The organism is Streptomyces sp. TS71-3, from assembly GCF_018327685.1.
Classification (GTDB): Bacteria; Actinomycetota; Actinomycetes; order Streptomycetales; family Streptomycetaceae; genus Streptomyces.
In genome coordinates this window covers 1,334,840-1,358,017 of record NZ_BNEL01000003.1, presented here as the reverse complement: position 1 = coordinate 1,358,017, position 23,178 = coordinate 1,334,840, and the positions used below count along the sequence as shown (strand labels likewise).

The 23,178-nt window shown below is 71.1% G+C and carries 16 protein-coding genes; 5 read left to right on the top strand and 11 right to left on the bottom strand.

Annotated elements, in window-relative coordinates; all coding sequences use genetic code 11:
• Nucleotides 1-169: 169 nt before the first annotated feature.
• From Sm713_RS30060 to Sm713_RS30050, 3 genes are all read right to left on the bottom strand, one after another.
• Entirely contained in the window at nucleotides 170-2,260 is a 2,091-nt protein-coding gene (locus Sm713_RS30060; protein WP_212913124.1) for an ABC transporter ATP-binding protein, read from the bottom strand.
• Between the two features lie 183 nt (nucleotides 2,261-2,443).
• Nucleotides 2,444-3,202 carry an NUDIX domain-containing protein gene (locus Sm713_RS30055; RefSeq protein WP_212913123.1) on the bottom strand — a complete coding sequence of 253 codons (759 nt, stop codon included), beginning with the start codon at nucleotides 3,200-3,202 and terminating at the stop codon, nucleotides 2,444-2,446.
• A 282-nt stretch (nucleotides 3,203-3,484) separates the two neighbouring features.
• Nucleotides 3,485-5,011 (bottom strand): DUF4192 domain-containing protein, encoded by a 1,527-nt coding sequence (locus tag Sm713_RS30050; protein ID WP_249417049.1) that lies wholly within the window; start codon nucleotides 5,009-5,011, stop codon nucleotides 3,485-3,487.
• A 511-nt stretch (nucleotides 5,012-5,522) separates the two neighbouring features.
• On the opposite strand from Sm713_RS30050, the gene Sm713_RS30045 reads away from it, so the two are divergent.
• Both Sm713_RS30045 and Sm713_RS30035 read left to right on the top strand, forming a co-directional pair.
• Entirely contained in the window at nucleotides 5,523-7,799 is a 2,277-nt protein-coding gene (locus Sm713_RS30045; protein ID WP_249416789.1) for a RecQ family ATP-dependent DNA helicase, read from the top strand.
• 400 nt (nucleotides 7,800-8,199) lie between these two features.
• A complete protein-coding gene (locus tag Sm713_RS30035; RefSeq protein ID WP_212913121.1) occupies nucleotides 8,200-8,835 on the top strand; it encodes a hypothetical protein in 636 nt (211 codons plus the stop codon).
• Between the two features lie 775 nt (nucleotides 8,836-9,610).
• Here Sm713_RS30035 and Sm713_RS30030 read toward each other — a convergent pair.
• From Sm713_RS30030 to Sm713_RS30020, 3 genes are all read right to left on the bottom strand, one after another.
• On the bottom strand, nucleotides 9,611-10,306 hold the full coding sequence (locus Sm713_RS30030) for a hypothetical protein (RefSeq protein WP_212913120.1): 696 nt from the start codon (nucleotides 10,304-10,306) through the stop codon (nucleotides 9,611-9,613).
• Between the two features lie 67 nt (nucleotides 10,307-10,373).
• A complete protein-coding gene (locus Sm713_RS30025) occupies nucleotides 10,374-11,075 on the bottom strand; it encodes a ribonuclease HII (protein WP_212913119.1) in 702 nt (233 codons plus the stop codon).
• A 664-nt stretch (nucleotides 11,076-11,739) separates the two neighbouring features.
• Nucleotides 11,740-12,363, bottom strand: coding sequence for a TetR/AcrR family transcriptional regulator (locus tag Sm713_RS30020; protein WP_212913118.1), 624 nt, complete (start codon nucleotides 12,361-12,363; stop codon nucleotides 11,740-11,742).
• A 147-nt stretch (nucleotides 12,364-12,510) separates the two neighbouring features.
• Between Sm713_RS30020 and Sm713_RS30015 the strand changes: the two genes are divergently transcribed.
• Complete coding sequence (locus tag Sm713_RS30015) at nucleotides 12,511-14,067, top strand: MFS transporter (RefSeq protein WP_212913117.1); 1,557 nt, start codon at nucleotides 12,511-12,513, stop codon at nucleotides 14,065-14,067.
• A 122-nt stretch (nucleotides 14,068-14,189) separates the two neighbouring features.
• On the opposite strand, the gene Sm713_RS30010 is transcribed toward Sm713_RS30015, so the two are convergent.
• The 3 genes from Sm713_RS30010 to Sm713_RS30000 form a co-directional block, all read right to left on the bottom strand.
• On the bottom strand, nucleotides 14,190-15,050 hold the full coding sequence (locus Sm713_RS30010; RefSeq protein WP_212914948.1) for an ADP-ribosylglycohydrolase family protein: 861 nt from the start codon (nucleotides 15,048-15,050) through the stop codon (nucleotides 14,190-14,192).
• Between the two features lie 330 nt (nucleotides 15,051-15,380).
• Complete coding sequence (locus tag Sm713_RS30005) at nucleotides 15,381-16,043, bottom strand: histidine phosphatase family protein (protein ID WP_212913116.1); 663 nt, start codon at nucleotides 16,041-16,043, stop codon at nucleotides 15,381-15,383.
• Nucleotides 16,044-16,075: 32 nt separating this feature from the next.
• A complete protein-coding gene (locus Sm713_RS30000) occupies nucleotides 16,076-16,681 on the bottom strand; it encodes a YdbC family protein (RefSeq protein WP_212913115.1) in 606 nt (201 codons plus the stop codon).
• A 294-nt stretch (nucleotides 16,682-16,975) separates the two neighbouring features.
• Between Sm713_RS30000 and Sm713_RS29995 the strand changes: the two genes are divergently transcribed.
• On the top strand, nucleotides 16,976-17,506 hold the full coding sequence (locus Sm713_RS29995) for a TerD family protein (protein ID WP_212913114.1): 531 nt from the start codon (nucleotides 16,976-16,978) through the stop codon (nucleotides 17,504-17,506).
• A gap of 324 nt (nucleotides 17,507-17,830) precedes the next feature.
• Here Sm713_RS29995 and Sm713_RS29990 read toward each other — a convergent pair whose 3' ends face one another.
• Together Sm713_RS29990 and nrdR are read right to left on the bottom strand one after the other, a co-directional pair.
• A complete protein-coding gene (locus tag Sm713_RS29990) occupies nucleotides 17,831-20,767 on the bottom strand; it encodes a vitamin B12-dependent ribonucleotide reductase (RefSeq protein WP_212913113.1) in 2,937 nt (978 codons plus the stop codon).
• Between the two features lie 167 nt (nucleotides 20,768-20,934).
• A complete protein-coding gene (gene nrdR / locus Sm713_RS29985; RefSeq protein ID WP_212914947.1) occupies nucleotides 20,935-21,507 on the bottom strand; it encodes a transcriptional regulator NrdR in 573 nt (190 codons plus the stop codon).
• 879 nt (nucleotides 21,508-22,386) lie between these two features.
• Here nrdR and lexA point away from each other — a divergent pair.
• Nucleotides 22,387-23,172 carry a transcriptional repressor LexA gene (gene lexA, locus Sm713_RS29980; RefSeq protein WP_212913112.1) on the top strand — a complete coding sequence of 262 codons (786 nt, stop codon included), beginning with the start codon at nucleotides 22,387-22,389 and terminating at the stop codon, nucleotides 23,170-23,172.
• Nucleotides 23,173-23,178 lie beyond the last annotated feature (6 nt).

Here is a 23,178-nt window from a genome sequence, read left to right as displayed (position 1 = left end):
CTTTGTCGGCGTCACTCCTAACTGCCTTGAGGTCTTTGGTGAAAAGCACACGAAAGGGTGATCGCTCACTCCGCGATAATTGACGCCTTATCGGAAAGAAATGGGCATTGATCCGGGAGTTGCGCACAGCAACGAAAGGAATCAAGAAGAAAAGGAATGGGAAAGGTCATCATCGTGCTCTTCCGCGCAGCCGGCTAAACATGTAGCCGCACAGCAGCGCCCCCAGCGACAACACCAGAGCCCCGCCGAGGGGTTGGGCGACCGAGGTCGCCCCGGCCGCCGTGTAGGGCGCGGCGCCGAGCGGCCATCGGCCCAGCACGAACTCCCGCAACCAGGCCGGGAACCCGGTCGCCCCCCGCACCGGCGCCCCGGCAACTGCCGCGTGCACCAAGGGCACGACGACAAGCGGCACGGCAAGTACGGCGGCAAGCCCCGCGGCGGTGGAGCGGAAGACTCCGGCCGCAAGCACCCCTGCCCAGGCGCAGCCCACCACAAACGAGATCCAACTCACGCCCAGCGAGGGCCAGTCGACGGGGTTCCCGTCGACTGCAAATCCGTAGACGAGGTGAAGCACTGCGGCATCAAAGGTGAAGGTCGCGACGGCGAAAAGGACGGCCGAGGCAGCCGCTACGAGCAGTTTGGCGCCAAGCATCCCCAGCCGGCGGGGCACTGTCCCATGGTCGGCGGCGAGTGCGGGATGCCGGAATTCATCGCCGAAGGCAAGCGCCCCCAGGAGTCCGGCGCCCAACGCGGCCGGCGGTAGCGGGAGTTCCCTCGGCCACCCGGCAAGTACGTACGGCGGTGGAATACGGCCGGTTCCCGCCAGCAGCAGGGAAAGGAGTGCGGAAGAAACAAGCACGCAGGCCGCGGTGACATAGGCGGTGGCCACCCCGGTGGCCCGGTGCAGTTCGTAGCGGACCGGGCTCAGCGGGCTCCCCGGCGCCCGGACGGCGATGGGCGGGGGCAGCGCACCGGTTCCTGACGGATCGGGACCCCGGCTCCGGGGGCGGGGACCGGGCACGTGCGACACCGGCGCCTCGGAATCCTTGCCGGGCGGGGCGGTGCGCGGCAAGGACTCGCCGGGCGGTGCGGTGCGCGGTTCGGTGTCCGCATGAGAGTCGCCGCGCGTTTCTTCGTCCTCCTGCACGGAGGGCCGAACCCCGTCCTGCTCCCGGGCGGGCCTGTCCGCAGCAGGCCCGTCCGGGGCGCGCGCGGTGAGCGGGCCGGCTCCGGCGGACGGGACGCCGCTGCCGACGAGGGCGCCGCCGACGGCCTCGGGGGCCGGGGCGGCGAGCTGCGCCGGCTTCTCCGGCTCCCGCTGTCGGGTCCCCGGGCCCATGTCCCCGATCTCCTCCGCGAGTTGGTGGACGAGGATGCCGTGCCGGAACGCCGTCTCGCCGATGTCGGCGCATGTACTCCCGTACACCGAGAGGCGGGTGCCGTCCTCCCGGACCACCTCGACGGACCGGCGGGCCGCCCTGGCCTCCTTGGCGAGGAGCAGGCCGAGGCGGGCGGCGTACGGACTGCGGACGGCGATCCTGGGGCGGAGCCTGGTGCGTGCGAAGTCGACGGCCTCCTGATCGGCGACGACCCGGCCGGCATCCAGTGTCACCACCCGGTCCGCGCTGCGGGCGGCCTCCTTGGGGTCGTCCGTGGAGAAGAGCACCGTCCCTCCCCCGTCGGCGTGTGCGCGCAGCAGGTCGTGCAGCCACCGGGCCTCGCGTGGAGCCAGCCCCTGGCTCGGCGCGTCCAGTACGAGCGTGTGCGGGTCCGTCAGCAGGGCGCAGGCCATGCCCAGCCGGCGGTCGAGCCCGCGCGAGAGCGTGCCGAGGGGCTCACCGCGCAGGCTGACGAGGCCCATGTCCTCCAGCACCTCGTCCGCGCGCGAGGTGGAGACTCCGGCCGCCGCACAGAGCATCCGCAGATGGCCGCGGACGCTACGGCCGGGGTGCCCCGGGACCTCCCCCAGCAACACGCCCACCTCGTGCGCCGGATGCGGAATCCGGTGCAGCGGCCGGCCCCGGAAATAGGTGATCCCACGGCCCTGGTCCAGTTCGAGCATCAGCCGGAGCGCCGTCGTCTTGCCGGATGCGGGCGCGCCTAGAAGAGCGGTGACGCGTCCCGGATGCGCTTCCAGGGACACATCGTCGAGAACCAGGGCCGGGTCCCCCTCGTGTGCACCGACCCGGCGGCCCCAGCGTGCGGGGCCGGTCAAACGCCCCCTGGGACGGTTGCTGGTCAGTCCGATGGCCTGGATCATCGCTTCTCTCGCGGAAGGTGCGACCGCTCGACGGCCGGGGCCCGCCCGACGGCACAGATCGACGGACCCTGCAAGTACGGATGCAAGATATCGCGATATTACTGATTTTCCGGGCAAGAGAGGCGTACGGGTGTCTGATCGCCGCTGCCGACGGCGTGGCACGGGGTCGGCGAAGACCTTCGGTCAGGCCTCGGGGCGCAGCATCGGGGGGTTGAGGAGCGTGGCGCCGCCGGCGCGGAAGAGCTGGGCGGGACGGCCGCCCTGACGGGTCGTGGTGCCTCCGGTGGGGACGAGGAAGCCGGGGGTGCCGGTCACCTTGCGGTGGAAGTTCCGGGGGTCGAGCGCGACGCCCCAGACCGCCTCGTACACCCGGCGCAGCTCCCCCACGGTGAACTCCGGTGGGCAGAACGCGGTGGCCAGCGAGGAGTACTCGATTTTCGAACGCGCTCGTTCCACACCGTCCCCGAGGATCAGGGCGTGGTCGAACGCGAGTGGCGCGCTCTGCTCGTCCTGCCGCCCGCCCGGCGGCTCCAGCAGCGTCTCGACCGGTGCCCAGCGGGCGCTCCGCGCGTCGCCGCCCGCCCGGGGCGCCGGCAGATCGGGCGCCAGCGCCAGGTGGGCGACGCTGACCACCCGCATCCGCGGATCACGCTTGGGGTCGCCGTAGGTGGCGAGCTGCTCCAGATGCGCGCCGTTGTCCTGTGCCGGGGACTCGGGCCTGTGCACGCACAGCCCCGTCTCCTCCTTGAGTTCCCTGGCCGCCGCGGAGGCCAGGTCCTCGTCCGCCCGGACGAAGCCTCCCGGCAGTGCCCAACGCCCTTGGTACGGCGGCTCGCCGCGCCGCACCGCGAGCGCACAGAGCGCATGGCGCTGCACGGTCAGCACGACCAGGTCCACGGTGACGGCGAAGGGCGGGAAAGCCGACGGGTCGTAGGGCGACATGACGCGATCATAGTCGTCTGGGTGACGATAAACACGCGCTTCGCTATGGGTTCCGTATCTGTTCCGGACAGTCCCGGCCACGTGCTCCCGGCTGCTCCTTGGCTCTCAGAAATGGCCGGTCAGGGCCTCGTCGAGGGGCTTGCGGACGGTTCATCAGGGTGAGGCGGCAGCTTTGGGTGACGTTCCGCTTCTGCCGGGGTGGCTTGTGGGCGCGGGGCTTTGGCCGGCGGGACGCGGGGCCCCGGTCGCCGGACCGTCCCGTCCCGGTTGGAGGTGTCGGCGTCATTGGCCGGTTCCCGGTGCGTGCTTCGGGGCGCGGGGGCGGCTGGGGTGGGGCCTGATCACGGGCGTGGTGCCCGGGCCCGTTCCCCTGGGTCGGGTCGGCCGCGGCCCGCGTGCGCTCGATCCGCCGGCTTCGGGGCGGCGGGGGCGGCGTGGGCTGGGACGCCGTGGAGGGGTGGAGGGCGGTCGGGAGTCGTCGAGGTCGGGGCTGGCCGGGCCAGGCAGCGACCGCTGGGCCACCGCGCCCGGCAGAGAGCGCTGGCCGACCGCCCCCGGTAGGGGGCCGTTGGTGACGTCACCGGCGGGCGGAGGCTGCGTCCGGGTCTCGGGGGCCCCGATCCCCGCTGTCTCCTCGGCCTCGGCCGCACTCCCCGCGGCCTTCCGCTGCGCAGCCGTTCGCTCCGCTCGCTCCTTCCGCAGGCAGCGACGGATGGCCTCGGGGTCCAGGCCTTCGTTGCACCCCTGGTGGAGGAGGCGGGCGAAGACGTAGTCCGGGTCCAGGCCGAGAGCCGTGGCAAGCGCCTCGCGGGCCTCCAACTCGTCACCTGCCGACCAGGCGATCCAGCCCGCCAGGGTCAGCGGTGCCGCGGCGTGCTCGGCGTAGGGGCCGACGCAGCGGCGGGCGAGCGCGCGCCAGAGGCGAAGCGCCGAAGGCGCCTCGTCCTCCTCGATCCACTCCGCGGCCATGTCGCGCGTGGTCCTGTCCTGGAGGCCGAGGATGAGGTCGGCTGCCTCGTCGTGTGCGATGAGCTCGTCGTCGCGGACGTCGGCCTCAAGTGTGCCGTGGACGGCTTGCGCGGTGGCGAGGCGGTCCATGATCCGGCGTGCCAGAGCGAGGGTGTCGGCGATCACGTCGCGGCGCCGGGACTCGTCCAGGATCCTGGGCACGAGGGCCGCACTCGCGGCGTCCAGTGCCGCTTCCTGGTCCAGGGCGCCGGCGGTCTCCCAGGGCAGCAGCCGGGCGCGGAACTCCCTGAGAGTTCCCCGGACCTGAAGGCCGGCGTACGTCATGGCGGCCGAGAGAACTGAGGATCCCGGTAGGCCCATGGGCTTGCCCTCCTCGGGGCAGCATTGGGTGCCGGGGCAGCAGTAGGACCAGAAGCGGTTCGCGGAGATGCAGAGCGCCTCGAGTACGGGGATGTCGAGACTGCCGCACTCGGTGCGCAGCAGCTGCGCCAGCGGGCGGAGGGCCTCCATCACCTGGCGGCCGGTCCGGCCGCTCTCCGGCTCGCGGCACACGAAGGCGACCATCCCCTCGGGCCGGACGCCGCGCCGCTCGCTCGCGACCACCAGGCAGCGGGCCATCTGCCGAGCCGCTTCCTGCCAGTCCTCCTCGCGCTCCGGAATGCCCAGGCGAGCACGGGCGCCGAAGCTGCCGTAGCCGCCGTGATCGTGGAGGGCGACGAGCACGATGCTGTCCTCGGGGCGGTATCCGAGGAGGTACGGGAGCGCGTCGGCCAACTCCGCGGGTGAGCGCAGAGTGACCTGGTCCAGCCCTCCCCCCGCGCGGGCCTCGGCGTGGCTCATGGCCGCCGGTGACACGGCCGCCGTACCGGCCGGCCAGGACGGCTCTCCCCCGGAGTGCATCGCCTGCAGAGTCCTCTCCAGGGGCATCGCCGAGGGACCAGGGGGACCCGGGTCCGCGGAATCCGCGGACCCGCGCGGGTCGGTGGATTCGCCTGGGCCGGAACCCCGCGCCCCGCCGGAGTCGTGAACCGGGCCCCTGGCCGGAGCGGGGTCAGGAGCTTGAACGCGGCCAGGCTCTCGAGTCCGGCCCGGGCCAGGAACGTGGGCAGGGTCGTGGCCCGGATCGGGATCGTGGGCCGGACCAGGGCAGGCTGGGCGCGCCCGATCGCCGGGCTCGGCGGGTTCCATTGCCTCGCTTGCCTCGCTGTGATTCGTCATGCAGCGACCTTGCCCCGAAATGCAAGATTCCGGTTTGACCTGTGGATAAGTCAGATCAGGGACACGACAAGAGTTATCCACAGACTCGGCGGCTCGTTCGCACGATGTCGCACCCATCGGGTTGCATGGGGGCATGAGCAACGAAGAGCTGCGTTCCGCGGCGGATGCCGTGCTGTCCCGTCTCGTCGGCGACCCGACAGGCGGTACCCGGCTGCGCGAGGACCAGTGGCATGCGATCGAGGCGCTGGTTGCCGACCGGCGCCGCGCGCTCGTCGTGCAGCGGACGGGCTGGGGCAAGTCCGCCGTGTACTTCGTCGCCACGGTGCTGCTCCGCGAGCGGGGCAGCGGTCCGACCGTGATCGTCTCCCCGCTCCTCGCCCTCATGCGCAACCAGGTGGAGGCGGCGGCCCGCGCCGGGATCCGCGCGCGCACCATCAACTCGTCGAACCCGGAGGAGTGGGAGACCATCCGGGCCGAGGTGACGGCGGGTGAAGTCGACGTGCTGCTGGTGAGCCCGGAGCGGCTCAACAACCCGGACTTCCGCGACCAGGTGCTGCCCGAGCTGTCCGCCACCACCGGCCTCCTCGTCGTCGACGAGGCCCACTGCATCTCCGACTGGGGACACGACTTCCGGCCCGACTACCGGCGCCTGCGCACGATGCTGGCGGAGCTGCCGTCCGGGGTTCCCGTCCTGGCCACGACCGCCACGGCCAATGCGCGGGTCACGGCAGACGTCGCCGAGCAGCTCGGCACGGGCGGGGGTTCGGACGCGCTGGTGCTGCGCGGACCGCTCGACAGGGAGAGCCTCAGCCTGGGCGTGGTGCGGCTGCCGGATGCGGCGCACCGCCTCGCATGGCTGGCCGAACACCTGGACCAGCTGCCGGGCTCCGGGATCGTCTACACGCTCACGGTGGCCGCGGCCGAGGAGGTCACCGCGTTCCTGCGGCAGTGCGGGCACGCAGTCGCCTCCTACACCGGGCGGACGGAGAACGCGGACCGGCAGCAGGCCGAGGACGACCTGCTCGCCAACCGCGTCAAGGCGCTGGTGGCCACCTCCGCACTCGGGATGGGTTTCGACAAGCCCGACCTGGGCTTCGTCGTCCACTTCGGTTCTCCCTCCTCCCCCATCGCCTACTACCAGCAGGTGGGCCGGGCGGGTCGCGGGGTGTCGCACGCGGAGGTGCTGCTGCTGCCCGGTCCGGAGGACGAGGCCATCTGGCGGTACTTCGCCTCGGTGGCCTTCCCGCCCGAGGAGCAGGTCCGCCGCACGTTGGACGCCCTGGCCCGGGCGGGTGGACCGCTGTCGCTGCCTGCGCTCGAACCTCTGGTGGAGCTGCGGCGCTCCCGGCTGGAGACCATGCTCAAGGTCCTGGACGTGGACGGCGCGGTCCGCCGGGTCAAGGGCGGCTGGATCACCACCGGCGAGCCGTGGGCGTACGACGCGGAGCGCTACGCCTGGGTGGCCAGGCAGCGGGATGCCGAGCAGCAGGCGATGCGGGCGTATGCGACCACGGAAGGTTGCCGCATGGAGTTCCTGCGCCGGCAGCTCGACGACGAGATGGCCGCGCCCTGCGGCCGGTGTGACAACTGCACCGGCAAGCCGTTCAGCTCATCCGTCTCCGACTCCGCACTCGGCACGGCTCGCGGTGAGCTGGGACGTGCGGGCGTCGACGTGGAGCCCCGGAGGATGTGGCCGACAGGGCTTCCCTCGGTCGGCATCAACCTCAAGGGACGCATTCCGGTGCAGGAGCAGGCCGGTCCCGGCAGGGCTCTGGGGCGGCTCTCCGACATCGGCTGGGGCAATCGGCTGCGGCCCATGCTCACTGCTCACAGCCCCGACGGGCCGGTGCCGGACGACGTCGCTCGCGCCGTGGTCGGCGTCCTGGCGGAGTGGGCCAAGGGCCCCGGCGGCTGGGCCTCGGGGGAGCCGGGCGCGCCGCCCCGTCCGGTCGGCGTGGTCACCATGCCGTCGCACACGCACCCACGCCTGATCGAGTCCCTGGGCAAGCACATCGCCGAGGTCGGCCGGTTGCCCCTGCTGGGCTCCCTCGCCTACGCCGAGGCGGCCGGTCAGGAGGACGGCGTTCTGGACCGCCCCCTCGACGGCCCCGACGGAACGGGCCCCGGGGATCTCGACGACCAGGGGTGGCCGGCGCCGGACGGGGACGCCTCGCCCCGGCCCAAGGCACTGCGCATACCGAGGAGCAACAGCGCGCAGCGCCTCAAGGCCCTGGACGGAGCCCTGGCTCTGCCTCCGCCGCTGATGACAGCAGTCGAACGGACGGCAGGACCCGTTCTGCTCGTCGACGACTACACGGAGACGGGCTGGACACTGGCCATGGCCGCACGACTGCTCCGCCGCGCCGGCGCAAGGGAGGTGCTGCCGCTGGTCCTGGCCGTGCAGGGCTGACGCGCATGGCCGACCGGAACACAGCTGCCCCTGGGCAGGCGCCACCGCACCGCCACGACGAGCACCGCCACCGCCGCCACCCCTACGCCGCCGCACCGCCACACGGGGAAGACATCCAGACGAATTACCCGTCCACCCACGAGCCCGTCCGCCGCCGGAGCCAGCCCGCACCAACCGCAAGCCCGCGCTGACAGCTCCAGAAGGCAGTGACAGCTACACAAGAAGGGAGGCTCCATCGCCAGATGACAGCCACGGTGGCAGATTGCTCGTTGCCGCAAGCCAGTGCGAAGGGAAGAATTGGGGGTGCTCCCACGCGCCTCGTCCGGGCTCCGGCAGGGTTGCGCTGTGGTGCGCTCTCCTAGTCCCACCCCGTTCTCCGCATGTAGCCGAAGGGAGGACCGTGACCTTCGGATTCACTCCGTCCGGAGCGGCATCGGCGACGTATGCGAAGACCGCCAGGGTGGCCGCCGACTCCGCTCAGGCCGCCTCCCGGTTGCTGGAACCAGCTGAGTGGTCGGCCGCGGGCATCCCCCTCCTGCGCAACCCGCGCGAGGTCGTGGTGGGCCTGCACTGGCGGCATCAGCCGACGCCCATGACGGCCGTGGTCGCCGTACTCGACCCCGAGGGGCGGCTCAGCGCCAGCGCTTCGTTCGCGCGGCGGCAGTCACCCGCGGACGGCTGGATCTTCCGCAACGCGCTGCTCGCGCAACTTCGCCTGGTGATCCCGCACGACCTGCGGCGACGCGCTCCGGTGCGGACGGCGGTACTGATGTACTGCCGCGAGGGCGACGGAGGGTGGACGGAGGAGGACGGGGCCTGGATGTGGGGGCTGCGAGATGCCTGCACCCTGCACGGGCTGCGGTGCGGGGCCTACATCACGCTGACCCGGGGCGGTTGGCACGTCCTGGGTGAGGAGCGCGCCGGACGGCGGCCGAATGTCACGTCGCCGCCCGAGCCCTTGGGCACCCCGGCAAACGCTCAACCGCTCAGCGGCGGTGCCGCTTCGAAGATCATGCGGCGCGCCGCCGCCCGCTGAGGCACCCCCGCGAGGGCATAACAGGATCGCCCATAACGGGGTGGGAGCCAGGGACGGCGTCAGAGCCGGGGCCAGGGGCGGCGTCGGAGCCGGGCTCAGGGCCGGAGCCGGGCGCGAGGACGGGGTCACCCGAAGCATCGGATCGAGACCCGTGCACGCAGGCGCCGACGGACCAAGACCAGGGCCGCAAACCCACGGACGGCACCCACGGCCGGTGCACCACGACCAGCACGGGCGGCGCCCACCAGCACGCACGGGCGGCGCACCACGACCAGCACGGGCGGCGCCCACCAGCACGCACGGGCGGCGCACCACGACCAGCACGGGCGGCGCCCACCAGCACGCACGGGCGGCGCGCGCCCAGCACGGGCCCCCACCAACCGCGGCCACGACAAAAGCACGGCCGCCCACGAGCCCGCGCCGCCCGACCGTTCTCTACGTCTGAACGGCACCGCCCCGTAGGCCTGGGGCCGAACGGCTGAAGCGCTCCGCACGCCTGAAGCGCTCGGATGGCCGTCCGAGCCCCTCGACGGCGCATTCACATCACCGCAGTCGGCGACACGCACCGCCACCGAAGACACCCACCGACGTCGAAGACACACCGACCGATGGAGACGTCCACCGACCTGCTCCGACCCCGAACCCCGAGTCAGCCCCCGCCGCAGCCGGGTCCGCTCATGGCCGGCGACGGCCCTGAAACCGCGCCGCACGGCCGGCTTCTGCCGACCGCCGGCTCGCCGAGGGGCCACCCTGCGGTGGCCCGTATCGACGAGGTTCAGACGCCGGCGCCCAGCACGGAGTTGATCTGCTGCGGGTCACCGCAGACGATCAGCAGAGCGCTCGCACGGCCGACGGCCAGGGGCAGCGCGGTGGCGGCGGTTTCGGCCGAGTCGGTGTTCACGGCGACGACCACGACGGGGCGGACCTTGGCGCGGTCGATGACGGAGGCGGCGGCGTAGAACACGTCGTCGCCCGCATCGTGTTGGGCCCAGTAGGCGGCCTCGCCGAAGGAGAGCTCGTGGGTCGCCCACGGGTGGGGGTCGCCGGTGGTGATGACCAGGATGTCGCCGGGCGCACGGCCCGAGTCGAGCAGCAGGTCGACGGCTTCCTCTGCCGCGTCCAGCGCTCCCCCCGGCGGTGCGGGGATCAGCTGGACCTGGGGAGACGCCGCGGCCGCGTCCGCCCTGGGACCAGGCTTGCCGGCGGCAGGCTTGGCAGGGCCGGGCTTGGCGGCGTTGGTCGACGGCGTGGCCGGGCCGGCGGGCCCGGTTTTGGCGGCCGGAGCCTCGCGCGGCGTGCGCTGCGCGGGGGGAGCCGGCCGGACGGGGCCCGGACGACCGGAACGCGACGGGGCCCCGGGGCGCGGACCAGGTACGGGACGAGGGGTCGGCGTGCTGCGGCCGCTGGCCGGAGCTGTGCCGTGACCCTGGGCACTCTCGTGAATCTGAGGCTCCTCGGGAATGAGAGGCATGGGTTGATATTTATCAAACGCCGGTGCGGACAGCCCCGGCGGGTGGCACATACGTGCGATCCGGAACTCAGAGGCCGAAGTCGAGTTGACCTTCGATCTCGGGAATAGCTCCGGTCGCCCAGGCGCGGGCCTTCTTGAGGTGCCGCCACCGGGGCAGCGCATCAAGATACGCCCACGTGAGGCGGTGGTAGGGGGTGGGGCCCCATTCCTTCAGCGCGGCCTGGTGCACAGGGGATGGATACCCGGCATTGGCCGCAAAACCGAAGTGTGCATGCTCAGCACCCAGTTCGGCCATCATTTTGTCGCGCTGTACCTTGGCGATCACCGAGGCGGCAGCTACGGCGACACAGGAGCGGTCGCCCTGGATCACCGTGCGGACCTGCCACGGATCGCGCAGGTAGTCGTGCTTGCCGTCGAGGATCACAGCGTCGGGACGGACCGGCAACTGCTCCAGAGCGCGCGATGCCGCGAGCCGGAGGGCTGCCGTCATCCCCATGTCGTCGATCTCCTCCGAGGAGGCGTGCCCGAGCGCGTGGGCCGTGACCCACTCCTCCAGCACCACGGCCAGTGCCGTACGCCGCTTCACTGTCAGGAGTTTGGAGTCGGTCAGCCCGTCGGGCGGCCTGCGCAGACCGGTGACCGCCGCGCAGACGGTGACCGGACCCGCCCACGCGCCCCGACCCACCTCGTCGATGCCTGCAACGATCTTCGCTCCCGTGGTGGCGCGGATGGAGCGCTCGACGGTGTGAGTAGGTGCTTCGTAGGGCATGGCGCAACTAGCGTACGCCGCCCCGCACCCGCAGCGACACCCCCGTCTTCCGGACGGCGACCGGCCGGTTCCGCACCCGGAACGGCCTCTGCAATCAGGCACCCCACGGGGTGGACATCGCGCCACACGCCGACCGCGCGCTCACCCCTCGCGCCACTTCAACGCCGGAACGCCCGCGCACCCCCTCGCCACCGGCCCCGGCCCTGGCCCCGGCCATGGGGCGTTCACACCGACCGGCGGTCAAACGCCCACGCCCTACGCCCTCCACGCCCCCGACAGGCGGCGGCACCGCACGAAACAGCGACCCCGCCACCGCACCCCGACATGAACTACCCGCCCGCAAAGGGGCCGGACCACCGAACCGACCCCGCACTCGCGCTCAAGACGCACCGCAGACGGCAGACCGCCTCAAGACGCACCCCGGCAAACCCCCACGCCCCCGCACTCACCGCCGCCGTATCCAGCGCACCCGCCCTCAGCGCCACCACACGCCTCAGCACCACCGCACACCCCAGCACCACACGCCGCGCCACCACACGCCTCAGCACGACCGGACACCTCAGCACCACACGCCTCAGCGCCACCCCACACCTCAGCGCCGCCGCACACCGCGCCACCGCACACCTCAGCACCGCACGTCGCGCCGCCGCGGCGCCGCGGCCCGTCAGGCCTGCTGAGGCAGTAGCAGCGGAATCATCAACCGGTCAACCATTTCTTCCAGATCCTTCGTCTCCCATTCACATGCGCACACCTTTGACCGGTACATCATCATGGCCGGAATAGCGTCATAGACGACCGAGTGCGCGGCTTCGGGCCTCACCTCGCCGCGTTCGATGCCGCGGCGCACCACCTCTTCGATCAGCGCGACGGTGGGTTCGATCACGCCGTCCACGATGAGGTCGTGGAAGCGTTCCGCGGTGGTGGCGTCGCACTCGTGGAGGACGGAGCGGAGGGCGAAGCCGGGGCGCGAGTACATCGTGTCGCGCACCAGATGGCAGAGGGCGATCAGGTCCTCGCGGACGCTGCCGAGGTCCGGCGGGCTGTCGAGGCGCGGCAGACCGGACCGCAACGCGTCCGCGACGAGGTCCTCCTTGGACGGCCAGCGCCGGTACACGGCGGCCTTGCCTGTCTGTGCGCCGGCGGCGACGCCCTCCATGGTGAGGCCGTTCCACCCGACCGTGCTGAGCTGCTCCAGGGCGGCATCGAGGATGGCGCGTTCCAGGACGGCGCCACGGCGGCGCACGGTGGACGGGCGAGGGGAGGCGGCCGTCCAGCGTGAAGTAACCATTGGTGACTCTCCGTTATGCGGGTGAGCGGAAAACCGGCGCCCGGGCAGCAACTTCAGTGAACGCTTGCGTTCACTGTTGGGGACTTACTACCGTAGGCGCGTCAGTGAACGCCAGCGTTCACTAAGCACTCTGTGGGGGACCCAATTGTGACAACCTCTCCATTGCTTGAAGATCAGATACCCGAGGGGACTCGCCGGAAGGCGCATCCGGGCATCGCCCTCGCCGTCATCGCAGCATGCCAACTCATGGTCGTACTTGACGCGACGATTGTGAATATCGCGCTGCCGCACATTCAGAACGCGCTCCAGTTCTCCACCACGGACCTCACATGGGTCGTCAGCGCGTACACGCTCACGTTCGGCGGCCTGCTGCTGCTCGGCGGGCGGGCCGGGGACATTCTGGGCCGCCGCCGGGTCTTCATGGCCGGCATCCTCCTCTTCACTCTCGCCTCGCTGCTCGGCGGACTCTCCCAGGAGCCCTGGCAGCTCCTGGCGGCGCGCGTCCTGCAGGGCGTCGGCGGGGCCATCGCGTCCCCCACATCGCTGGCCCTGGTCACCACCACCTTCCCCGAGGGCCCGGAGCGGAACCGCGCCTTCGGCGTCTTCGCCGCGGTGTCCGCGGGTGGCGGTGCGGTCGGGCTGCTCGCGGGCGGCATGCTCACCGAGTGGCTCGACTGGCGCTGGGTGCTGTTCGTCAACGTTCCCATCGGGGTGCTGATCGCCGTCCTGACGCCGCGCTTCATCCCGGAGTCGGTGCGCCACCCCGGACGGTTCGACGTGTCGGGGGCCCTGACGTCCACGGCGGGCATGGCCCTGCTGGTCTACGGCTTCATCCGGGCCTCCGAGGAGGGGTGGCGGGACGGGATCACGATCGCCTCGTTCGTGGCCGCCGTCGTGCTGCTGCTGTCGTTCGCGGGCATCGAGCGCCGGGCCAGGGAGCCCATCACCCCGCTGCGGATGTTCGCCGACCGGAACCGCTCGGGCACGTACGTGCTCATGCTCAGCCTGGCCGCGGCCATGTTCGGGATGTTCTTTTTCATTGTACTTTTCGTACAGAACGTCCTGAACTATTCGCCGATCAAGGCCGGTCTGGCCTTCCTCCCGGTGACGGTGGCCATCGCGGTGGGCGCCGGCCTCTCGCAGCGCCTGCTGCCGGTGCTCGGCCCCAAGCCGTTCATGGTCACCGGCTCGGCCGTCGCGGTCGTGGGCCTCGGCTGGCAGACGTTCATCAGCCCGGACAGCTCCTACGTGGGCGGCGTCCTGGGTCCCATGATGGTGTTCGGCTTCGGCATGGGCCTGAACTTCGTGACGCTCACCCTGACCGCGGTCTCGGGTGTGGAGCAGCACGAGGCGGGGGCCGCGTCCGGCCTGCTCAACGCGATGCAGCAGGTCGGCGGGTCGCTGGGGTTGTCGATCCTGACGACGGTGTTCGGCACGGCGAGCCGTGACGAGGCCACCAAGCAGGTACCCGACTTCACGGCGCACGCCACACCGGAGCAGCAGGGTGTGTTCGCGAAGACACACCAGCTCCCCGCTCCCTGGAGTCACGAGGTCCTGGCCCACGGCATCTCGACCGCGTTCCTTCCCGCGGTCGCCATGGCCCTTCTGGCTCTGGTCACCGCCCTGGTGGTCATCCGGGTCCGCAAGAGCGACCTGGAGGCCCTGGCCGGTACGGCCGGGGCAGCAGGCCCGGCGGCGGGCTGACGGGGCCCGCAACCGGACAGCGGCACCGCCAGGGGGACGGCGCCGCGCGGGGGAACGGAAGCCGGGCCGCGTCCAAGCGACAGGGACGCGGCCCGGCTTCAGCCGTTCGCCGGCCGCTCTCGTCAGGCGCCGGTCGGCACCCACTCGGGCAGCGGCTCCGTGCGGGCCAGCCAGGCCCCCGGTGGAGCGGCGCCTCCCGCCGCCACGATGCCGCCGACGATGGCGCAGTTCGTGTCCACGTCGCCGCCGACCTGCGCGGTGGCCCAGAACGCTCCCTCGAAGTCGCCGAGGCCACGCGCCGCCGACCAGAGCGCGAACGGGACGGTGTCCTGCGCCGACGTCTGCCGGCCGCAGCCCAGCACCGCGGCGACCGTCGCCGGGTCGTCGTGGTCGAGCATGTCCCGGGCGCGGCCCAGGCCCGCCGTCACCGAGCCGCGCGGCAGCAGGGCGATGACGGCGTCGAGCAGTTCGCCGGGCGCGGGAGGTCCGCCGGGAGCGGCCGCCAGGGCAGCCGCCGCGGCCACGGCCATGGCGCCCGCCACCGCCTCCGGGTGCTGGTGGGTGATGTACGCGGAGACCTCCGCCTGGTGCGTCGCCTGTTCCGGGTCGTCCGCGTACCAGGCGCCCACGGGGGCGATGCGCATGGAGGCGCCGTTGCCCCAGGACCCCTGGCCGTGGAAGAGGTCACCGGCCAGCGTCCGCCAGTCACCGCCCTCCCTGACCTGCCGCAGCAGCCGGTTCACGGCCGGCCCGTAGCCGCGGTCGGCGTCGTGGTGCCGGGCGAAGGACGCGGCCAGGGCTTCCTGGTCGACGCGCCGGTGGCCGGCGAGCACGGCCAGCACCGAGCACGCCATCTGCGTGTCGTCGGTCCACTGCCAGGGCGCGCCGGGCAGCTCCCTGCGCCCCAGCAACGGGAGGTTCACCGGCACGGAGAACTGCGACCCCAGCGCATCGCCCACGGAGAGGCCGCGCAGGCTCGCCAGCGCACGCCGTAGGCGCGCGGCCGGTCCCGGCTCCGCACCCGGCTCGCCGGAGGGACGAGCCCCGGAGCCTGCCGGAAAAGACGCCGCGACGGCGGAGGACCCCCCGGCAGGAGGGCGATCCACCTCGGCCCGGGACGCGGCGGAAGGGACAGACGGCACGGAAGCAGAGAATCCGGATGAGGAGGGCAGATCGGCAGTCATCGCCCGGCCACTCTAACCGGTGACCGCGCCGGAGGACTCGGGTCCACCCAACCGGGGACGGCGCCACAGGACCCGGGTCCGCCTAACCGGTGGAGGCACCACAGGCCTCACCACAGGCCTCGGATCCGCCTAACCGGTGACCGCGCCATAGGACTCGGGCCTGCGCCAATATTCGAACGGACGGTCGAGTGCATACCGGCCATCCGCCCCGAGCTCCAGGATCCGCTTCTCGCCGTTCCCCGGATTCGCCAGGGCCTCGAATTCGGCCACCGTCCAGTGGAACCACCGCATGCAGAACAGCCGCATGGTGAGGCCGTGGGTGACGATGAGCACGTTGGGCGGGTGGTTCGGGTCCTGGAAGCTGCGGTGCAGGCTCTCCAGGAAGGCGTCCACGCGGTCGTACACGTCGGCCCCCGACTCGCCCTGGGCGAAGCGGTAGAAGAAGTGCCCGTATGCCTCGCGGTACTCCTTCTGGAGCCGTACGTCCTCACGGTCCTGCCAGTTGCCCCAGTCCTGCTCACGCAGCCGCGGCTCCTCGCGGATCCGCACCCGGTCCTTGTCCAGGCCGATGATGCGGAGGGTCTCGTGGGTGCGGCGGTACGGCGACACGTACACGCTCACCCGCTCGCGATCGAACAGTTCGCGCAGCTCGCTGCCCAGCTCCTCCGCCTGGCCGCGCCCCCGCTCGGTGAGGGCCAGGGCGTGGTCGGGGGTGCGTTCGTAGACGGTGTCGTCGGCGTTGCCCTGCGATTCTCCGTGCCGGACGAGCACGATGCGGTGTGGTCGGGCCATGCGGAAACCCTAGTTCGGCCGCCGTGGCCGATTCATACCGTCCAGGTGGCTTCGAGCTCGATGACGTCACCGGTCAGGGCCGCCACGTCGGCCTCCGTCTGGGCCCGCAGGGAGAGGCGCTCCACGCGCTCGGTACGGTACTTCCCGTGCTCCGCCGCGGACTGCCACATCGAGAGCACCAGGAACTCGGGTCCCGGCGCCTCCCCGAACAGACCGCGCACCATCCCCGGGGAGCCCGCCATGGCCGGATTCCAGACTTTCTCCTGCATCAGCGCGAAGTGCTCGGCCCGGTGCGGGTGGACCCGGCTGTGCGCGACCCGCAGCAGGTCCGTGTCGGCGAATCGGGGCTCGAACCCGGTCTTCACGTCGAAGCGGTGGTCGAAGAGCTTGATCTGCATGTCCTTGAACGTGCCGGACTGGGCGGCGGCGAGCCGGTCGTGGGAGCGTGCCATGAAGGAGTCGTAGAAGGCCCGGCTCTCCCAGAAGGAGAAGACATGGGCGACGCCCGGCCTTCCCCTGCTCCATCCGCCGCCTTGCCCACGGAATCCCGGCTCCCCCAGAAGCCCCGCCCATTTCCGCTGCCCCCGCTCGAACCCCCGGCGGTCCACGACGGTGCAGCGAATCCACTTGACCAGCACCGCGCCATGGTAAGGCCCATGAACGTGGCACCGGTCACTCTCGGGCGAGTGCTTTCCCTCGTACGTGACGGTGACGGTTTCCGGTTGACCGGGGCCCGTTCGGGCATGGGCTCTTTCGACGGCCCGCCCGTCGGCCGGCGCCCGCCGCGGTTGACGTATACGCGTGGGTGCGGCTTCCGCATGGTGGCACCATGGACTGGCGCCATGACAAGAAGCTTGCGCCACGGCCCAGGTGAGGCACGTTCACCGGGAGAACGGGCCGGCAGAGGAGCAAGCGGATAGAGGGGGATGCCAGTGAGTAGTCTCAACAAGGGACTGGAGAAAGTCGAGGTGGCAGTGAAGTGGGACCCCAGTCCGCTGGGCGAGCCCGCGAACGACCTCGATCTGGTCGCCGCCACCTACACCGCCGACGATCCGCGCGGCGAACCCGTGTATCTGGTGCACTTCGACAGCCGTTCCCCCGACGGCACCATCACACTGAACCGGGACAGCCGCACCGGCCAGGGCTATGGCTTCGACGAGGTCATGACCCTGGAACTGGACAGGATGGCGGAGTCCTACACGCGTGTGCTGGTAGGAGTGGCGATCCAGCAGGGAGAGCAGAGGAAGACGTTCGGCGAGATCGGCGGCAAGGGACTGCGGGTCCGTGCCGACATCACCGACCTCGCCCTGGGCGACCTCACGGAGGTCTTCTCGGCCACGGCAGCCATCGTGGCCGAGTTCATCAGAGACGAGTCGGGCGCCTGGCACTTCCATGAGGGGGTGCGTGGCTTCGACACCGACCCCGCGTCGTTCGCCCACATGATGGGCAACGCCGTGATCTGAGACACGTGCCACCATGCGGTGGCAGGGCGGCTGCTCCCGAGCGCGGGGCGCCACGGGCCGCCCCACGAGCGCGGCCTGCGGGGCGCGCAGCGCGGGAGGTCGAAGTCCAACGGGTTGAAGTCCGTACGCCGCTCACGCGGTAGGCGCTCACACGGAAGGGGCACCGACCATCGGTCGGTGCCCCTTTCTCAACCCGCGAGCGCCTCGCGGCTCAGTCCTCGTGCCCCTCGCGGCTCAGCCGCCCCTCCGGGGCCGGCTCAGCACCCGCCGGGCGCAAGCCGCTGCCGGGCAAGCCGGTCCGGCGCGATCCCGCGCCGATGCGACTCAGCTGCAACCGCTCGTCGAGCCGCAGCCCTCGCAGATGTAGCAGGAGCCGGCCCGCTGCATCTTGGTGCCGCAGGAGAAGCAGAGCGGGGCGTCCGCCTGGATGCCGAGCTGCATCTCCACCAGTTCGGCGCTGGTGTGCGCCTGCTGCGGTGCGGGCTTGGCCGCCTGGGACTCGGCCTGCGGCGTGCCGACCGCCTTGAGGGACTCCGGCTGGCGCGGCGCCGACTGCGCCAGGGACTCGACGTCCACGTCGTCGTCCGTGAAGCGCTCGTAGGAACCGGTCTCCAGGTGCCGCTGGCGCTCCTCGGCGGAGTGGATGCCGAGCGCGGAGCGGGTCTCGAAGGGCAGGAAGTCCAGCGCCAGGCGGCGGAAGATGTAGTCGACGATCGACTGGGCGATCCGCACGTCCGGGTCGTCCGTCATGCCGGCCGGCTCGAAGCGCATGTTGGTGAACTTCGAGACGTACGTCTCCAGGGGCACCCCGTACTGGAGGCCGACGGAGACCGCAATGGAGAAGGCGTCCATCATGCCCGCGAGGGTGGAACCCTGCTTGGACATCTTCAGGAAGACCTCGCCGAGCCCGTCGTCCGGGTAGGAGTTGGCGGTCATGTAGCCCTCGGCGCCGCCGACCGTGAAGGAGGTCGTGATGCCGGGGCGGCCCTTGGGGAGGCGGTTGCGGACCGGGCGGTACTCGACGACCTTCTCGACCGCGCCGCGGATGGCGTCCTCGGCCTTCTCGGTGATCTCCGCGCGCTCCTGCTCCTTCTTCTCCTCCTTCTTCTTGGCGGAGAGCGGCTGGCCGACCTTGCAGTTGTCGCGGTAGATCGCGAGCGCCTTGATGCCCATCTTCCAGGCCTCGAAGTAGATCTCCTCGACCTCTTCGACGGTGGCGGACTCGGGCATGTTGACCGTCTTGGAGAGCGCACCGGAGATCCAGGGCTGGATGGCCCCCATCATCCGGACGTGGCCCATCGCGGAGATCGAGCGCTCACCCATGGCGCAGTCGAAGACCTCGTAGTGCTGGGTCTTCAGGCCGGGTGCGTTGACCACGTTGCCGTGCTCGGCGATGTGGGCGACGATCGCCTCGATCTGCTCCTCCTGGTAGCCGAGGCGGCGCAGGGCCTGCGGGACGGTGCCGTTGACGATCTGCATCGAGCCGCCGCCGACCAGCTTCTTGAACTTGACCAGCGCGAGGTCGGGCTCCAGGCCCGTGGTGTCGCAGGACATCGCGAGGCCGATGGTGCCGGTCGGGGCGATGACGGATGCCTGGGCGTTGCGGTAGCCGTGCTTCTCGCCGAGCCGGACCACGTCCTGCCAGGCCTCCGTGGCCGCGGCCCAGACCGGGGTGTCCAGGTCGTCCATGCGGACGGCCGCGGCGTTGGCGTCGGCGTGCTGCTTCATGACGCGCTTGTGGGCCGTGGCGTTGCGGGCGTAGCCGTCGTACGGGCCGACGACCGAGGCGAGCTCGGCGGAGCGCCGGTAGGCGGTGCCGGTCATCAGGGACGTCACGGCGCCGGCCAGCGCGCGGCCGCCGTCGGAGTCGTAGGCGTGGCCGGTCGCCATCAGCAGGGCGCCGAGGTTGGCGTAGCCGATGCCGAGCTGGCGGAAGGCGCGGGTGTTCTCACCGATCTTCTGCGTCGGGAAGTCCGCGAAGGAGATGGAGATGTCCATCGCGGTGATGACCAGCTCGACGACCTTCGCGAACCGGTCGGCCTCGAAGGACTGGTGGCCCTTGCCGTCGTCCTTGAGGAACTTCATCAGGTTCAGCGAGGCGAGGTTGCAGGACGTGTTGTCCAGGTGCATGTACTCGCTGCACGGGTTCGAGCCGTTGATCCGGCCGGACTCGGGGCAGGTGTGCCAGTGGTTGATGGTGTCGTCGTACTGGATGCCCGGGTCGGCGCAGGCCCAGGCGGCCTCGGCCATCTTGCGGAACAGCTCCTTGGCCTTGACCTCCTCGATGACCTCACCGGTCATCCGGGCGCGCAGGCCGAAGGCGGCGTCGTTCTCGACGGCCTTCATGAAGGCGTCGTTGACGCGGACGGAGTTGTTGGCGTTCTGGTACTGGACGGAGGTGATGTCATCGCCGCCGAGGTCCATGTCGAAGCCCGCGTCGCGCAGCGCGCGGATCTTCTCCTCTTCCTTGACCTTGGTCTGGATGAAGTCCTCGATGTCGGGGTGGTCGACGTCCAGGATGACCATCTTCGCGGCCCGGCGGGTGGCGCCACCGGACTTGATGGTGCCGGCGGAGGCGTCGGCGCCGCGCATGAAGGAGACGGGCCCGGAGGCGTTGCCGCCGGAGGAGAGCAGCTCCTTGGAGGAACGGATCCGGGAGAGGTTCAGGCCGGCGCCCGAACCGCCCTTGAAGATCATGCCCTCTTCCTTGTACCAGTCGAGGATCGACTCCATGGAGTCGTCGACGGAGAGGATGAAGCACGCGGAGACCTGCTGGGGCTGCGCCGTCCCGACGTTGAACCACACCGGGGAGTTGAAGCTGAAGATCTGGTGCAGGAGGGCGTACGCCAGCTCGTGCTCGAAGACCTCCGCGTCGGCCGGCGAGGCGAAGTACCTGTGCTCCTCACCCGCTCGCCGGTAGGTCTTCACGATGCGGTCGACCAGCTGCTTGAGGCTGGTCTCGCGCTGCGGTGTGCCGAGGGCACCGCGGAAGTACTTGCTGGTGACGATGTTGACCGCGTTCACCGACCAGAACTCGGGGAACTCGACGCCACGCTGCTCGAAGTTGATCGAGCCGTCGCGCCAGTTGGTCATGACGACATCACGACGCTCCCAGGCAACCTCGTCGTACGGATGCACACCGGGAGTGGTGTGGATGCGCTCGATACGCAGCCCCTTGCCGGTCTTGGCCCCGTTGGTGCCGGAGCCACGGGCCGGGTTGGTGCTTGAGCCGCGTGCCGGGCCGCTCGTCGTCTCTGTCATGCCGCCTCCCTATACCGGGCGAAAACGCCCTGAAGTGCCCTGTTCTTCCCGGGCACGGTGTTCTGTCTCGAACCGGGGAACGCCTCTGTCGCCGCCCCCGGCAGGTCCTGATGTGATCGCCGCTCGTCCGTTCCCGGACGGACCACCCCTGTCCGTCCGGCCGGCCGTCAGTCGGCGGTGACGGCGGGCTCGGGGACCCCGAGGGTCCCTCCCGGCCCGCGCTCGGGCGCCTCGCGGACCTCGCCGGCGTTCTCGGCGGGGGTTCCGGCACCGTCGGCCGGGGCGGGCACCTCGGCCCGCTGCTCGCGCAGCAGGCGGATCGCGTCATCGAAGTCGTCGAGCGACTCGAACGCGCGGTACACCGACGCGAAGCGCAGGTACGCGACGACGTCCAGCTCCTGGAGCGGGCCGAGGATCGCGAGGCCCACGTCGTGCGTGGTCAGCTCGGCGCTGCCGGTGGCGCGGACGGCCTCCTCGACGTGCTGCCCGAGCTGGGCGAGCGCGTCCTCGGTGACCGGCCGCCCCTGACACGCCTTGCGCACGCCGTTGATGACCTTGGTACGGCTGAAGGGCTCCGTCACTCCGCTGCGCTTGACCACCATGAGTGAGCAGGTCTCCACGGTGGTGAACCGCCGGGAGCAGTCCGGGCACTGGCGGCGCCTGCGGATCGAGGTGCCGTCGTCCGTGGTGCGACTGTCGACGACACGGCTGTCGGGGTGCCGGCAGAAGGGGCAGTGCATCGCGTCCATCCCTCCTTCTTCACAGCACGGGTCCATCGCTGCCGAAAGGGCGGTCCTCCCTCCCGGAGCAGCCCCAATCATAGGCCATGATCCGGAGCAATGGAGACTCCGGGACCACAACTTGTGGGCCGCTGATGTAATCCAACCACTAGATGTGGGGTCGCGCTGCAAATTCCACGCCACCGCATGTCACGCCGCGTGTCGCGGTCCACGGGCCCCTCAGGACGGCTGCGGAGGGTGCGCGGACGACCGCGGGGCGTGCGCGATCGGCGGGTCCGCGAGGGCACGCCGACACCCCGGCGACGACGCGCCGAGCCGCACCCGCGACGCACCGAGCGGTCCGCGATGGGGCAGGTGGGACACCTGGTGCGGTCCGGATTCCCGCCTCACGGCTTCGGATCCGGAACCCGGCGGGCACGCAGCGTCATCGCCGTGGCATCTCCGCGGCTCCACGAGGGAGCAGTTCCGGCCAGCCACGGGGACAACGGGCTCCGGCATCCGAACAAGGGCCGGGAAGGCCGGGTGGCACCATCGAACGCACGCCGGCCGGTCGCCCCGGACAGGCTCCCACGCGCCCGGCCCGCCACGAGGGCGGCCCCGGTACCGTGCGGCCGCCACCCGGGATGGCAGACTGAGGATCACCCACCGGGCACGGCACGCGCACACAGCGCCTCGGACAGGCGGTCACCGCGATTCCGGCGGTGAAGATTACCGCAATCGGCGGATTCGCCCGACCCCGCCCGAGGAGATCCATACACCCGAACATCGAGTTGCGTACAGTGATCCAGGATTTTTCACTCGAACGTGTGTTTGGCGCAACCTTTCGAAACCAACTACCGTTGTCCAGCCAGGGAGAACATTCGAGAGGGGCCCACGAACGTGACCACCACCGCAGACAGTGCCGTCATCACTGCTCAGGACCGCTCCCAGGACCGACTCGACCCGGTGCACGCCATGAGTGACGCAGCCACGAGCCAGGAGGGGCCACGACCAGCTCGCTCCCTGCCGGGTCGACCCCCAGGAATCAGGGCCGACAGCTCCGGCCTCACCGACCGGCAGCGTCGGGTCATCGAAGTGATCAGGGACTCCGTCCAGCGGCGTGGCTACCCCCCGTCCATGCGTGAGATCGGCCAGGCCGTCGGCCTGTCCAGCACCTCCTCCGTGGCCCACCAGCTGATGGCCCTGGAGCGCAAGGGCTTCCTGCGGCGCGACCCGCACCGCCCGCGCGCCTACGAGGTCCGCGGCTCCGACCAGCCCGCCGTGCAGCCCACCGACACCGCGGGCAAGCCCGCCGCGTCCTACGTCCCCCTCGTCGGCCGCATCGCCGCCGGCGGGCCCATCCTCGCCGAGGAATCGGTCGAGGACGTGTTCCCCCTGCCACGGCAGCTCGTCGGCGACGGCGAGCTGTTCGTCCTGAAGGTCGTCGGCGACTCCATGATCGAAGCGGCCATCTGCGACGGGGACTGGGTCACGGTCCGCCGCCAGCCCGTCGCCGAGAACGGCGACATCGTCGCCGCGATGCTCGACGGTGAGGCCACCGTCAAGCGGTTCAAGCGGGAGGACGGGCATGTGTGGCTGCTGCCTCACAACTCCGCCTACCAGCCGATCCCTGGCGATGAAGCGACCATCCTCGGCAAGGTGGTCGCGGTGCTCCGCCGCGTGTGACACCCC